General features: G+C 50.7%; 13 tRNA genes. All 13 read left to right on the forward strand.

Annotated features, from left to right (window positions below):
* Window positions 1–3 precede the first annotated feature (3 nt).
* The 13 genes from DCC82_RS04935 (at window position 4) to DCC82_RS04995 (ending at window position 1,574) form a co-directional block, all read left to right on the forward strand.
* A tRNA-Asp gene (locus tag DCC82_RS04935) sits at window positions 4–79 on the forward strand.
* 140 nt (window positions 80–219) lie between these two features.
* Window positions 220–295 (forward strand) — tRNA-Phe (locus tag DCC82_RS04940).
* 163 nt (window positions 296–458) lie between these two features.
* Window positions 459–531: transfer RNA gene (locus DCC82_RS04945), tRNA-Thr, on the forward strand.
* 152 nt (window positions 532–683) lie between these two features.
* Window positions 684–756: transfer RNA gene (locus DCC82_RS04950), tRNA-Lys, on the forward strand.
* A gap of 5 nt (window positions 757–761) precedes the next feature.
* Window positions 762–843 (forward strand) — tRNA-Leu (locus DCC82_RS04955).
* A gap of 12 nt (window positions 844–855) precedes the next feature.
* A tRNA-Gly gene (locus DCC82_RS04960) sits at window positions 856–930 on the forward strand.
* A gap of 8 nt (window positions 931–938) precedes the next feature.
* Window positions 939–1,024, forward strand: a tRNA-Leu gene (locus DCC82_RS04965).
* Window positions 1,025–1,027: 3 nt separating this feature from the next.
* Window positions 1,028–1,101, forward strand: a tRNA-Arg gene (locus tag DCC82_RS04970).
* Between the two features lie 27 nt (window positions 1,102–1,128).
* A tRNA-Pro gene (locus DCC82_RS04975) sits at window positions 1,129–1,202 on the forward strand.
* Between the two features lie 12 nt (window positions 1,203–1,214).
* Window positions 1,215–1,290: transfer RNA gene (locus tag DCC82_RS04980), tRNA-Ala, on the forward strand.
* A 17-nt stretch (window positions 1,291–1,307) separates the two neighbouring features.
* Window positions 1,308–1,381 (forward strand) — tRNA-Met (locus tag DCC82_RS04985).
* Between the two features lie 7 nt (window positions 1,382–1,388).
* A tRNA-Ile gene (locus DCC82_RS04990) sits at window positions 1,389–1,465 on the forward strand.
* 16 nt (window positions 1,466–1,481) lie between these two features.
* A tRNA-Ser gene (locus tag DCC82_RS04995) sits at window positions 1,482–1,574 on the forward strand.
* The last annotated feature ends 177 nt before the right edge of the window (window positions 1,575–1,751 follow it).

The raw sequence follows: 1,751 nt of genomic DNA on the forward strand, positions 1-1,751 counted from the left end.
ATTGGTCCCGTAGTGTAGTGGTTAACATGCCTGCCTGTCACGCAGGAGATCGCGGGTTCGAGTCCCGTCGGGGCCGCCACAATGAACTAAGTATATAGATCGGTAACGATGAATGATACTTCCATGAATATGCTGCGAGTTGTCCTGACGCATCTAACATTGCTGAATAATCTAGAAGAGGAAAGGACAAGACAACACAGAATATTAAGATAATAAAATGGCTCGGTAGCTCAGTCGGTAGAGCAAAGGACTGAAAATCCTTGTGTCGGCGGTTCGATTCCGTCCCGAGCCACCACTCACTCTTAAGTTTTTCTGTCTGATGTGCCGGCTTAGCTCAATTGGGGAGCAACGAGCCTAAGCTTCCATGAACTCGCTCCGAGTTGCCTCGACGCATCCAGCATCTTTGAGTTCGCTAGTAGAGGAAGAGGCAATGAAAATAATTTAGACAAATTTCATATGCCGGCTTAGCTCAATTGGTAGAGCAACTGACTTGTAATCAGTAGGTTGCGGGTTCAAGTCCTGCAGCCGGCACTGTAATAGTATGAGCCATTAGCTCAGTAGGGGAGCAACAAGCCTAAGCTCCTATGAATCCGCTACGAGTTGCCTCGACGAATCCTGCTTCTTTGAATTCACTAGTAGAGGAAGAGGCAACGAGAAACAACGAGTGTCTTTATTTACCACACGAGCCATTAGCTCAGTAGGTAGAGCATCTGACTTTTAATCAGAGGGTCGGAGGTTCGAATCCTCCATGGCTCACTTTTGCGGGTGTGGCGGAATTGGCAGACGCACCAGACTTAGGATCTGGCGCCTTACGGCGTGGGGGTTCAAGTCCCTCCACCCGCATCTTATAAGCGTGCGGAAGTAGTTCAGTGGTAGAACACCACCTTGCCAAGGTGGGGGTCGCGGGTTCGAACCCCGTCTTCCGCTCCATTAATGCCGCCGGGGTGGCGGAATTGGCAGACGCACAGGACTTAAAATCCTGGGGTAGGTAACTACCGTGCCGGTTCGAGTCCGGCCCTCGGCATATGCGCTCGTAGCTCAATTGGATAGAGCATCTGACTACGGATCAGAAGGTTAGGGGTTCGAATCCTCTCGAGCGCGTTAATCTTTTAATGAATATGTAGGAAGCGGGAAGTAGCTCAGCTTGGTAGAGCACATGGTTTGGGACCATGGGGTCGCAGGTTCGAATCCTGTCTTCCCGATTTAGAAAATATGGGGCCTTAGCTCAGCTGGGAGAGCGCCTGCTTTGCACGCAGGAGGTCATCGGTTCGATCCCGATAGGCTCCACCAGTAATAATAAAGAATTTGGCGGCGTAGCTCAGCTGGCTAGAGCGTACGGTTCATACCCGTGAGGTCGGGGGTTCGATCCCCTCCGCCGCCATTGAAATGGACCTTTAGCTCAGCTGGTTAGAGCAGACGGCTCATAACCGTCCGGTCGTAGGTTCGAATCCTACAAGGTCCACCATGTTCTTTAATATGATGGAGGAGTACCCAAGTCTGGCTGAAGGGGTCGGTCTTGAAAACCGAGAGGCGCCGCAAGGCGCGCGGGGGTTCGAATCCCTCCTCCTCCGCCATACATCGTTACTCGTTACTATAGTATATCGCCGCGGGGTGGAGCAACGAGCTTAAGCTCCATCGAATAAGCTACGAGTTGCCTCGACGCATTTGACATCTTTGAATTTGCGGGCAGAGGAAGAGGCAGCGATTTGAATTAAACCTTTCTAAATTATTTATTCGTAATTCAATCATTA

It is taken from the genome of Geobacillus sp. LYN3 (genome assembly GCF_003064505.1).
In the GTDB taxonomy this organism is placed as follows: domain Bacteria; phylum Bacillota; class Bacilli; order Bacillales; family Anoxybacillaceae; genus Parageobacillus_B; species Parageobacillus_B toebii.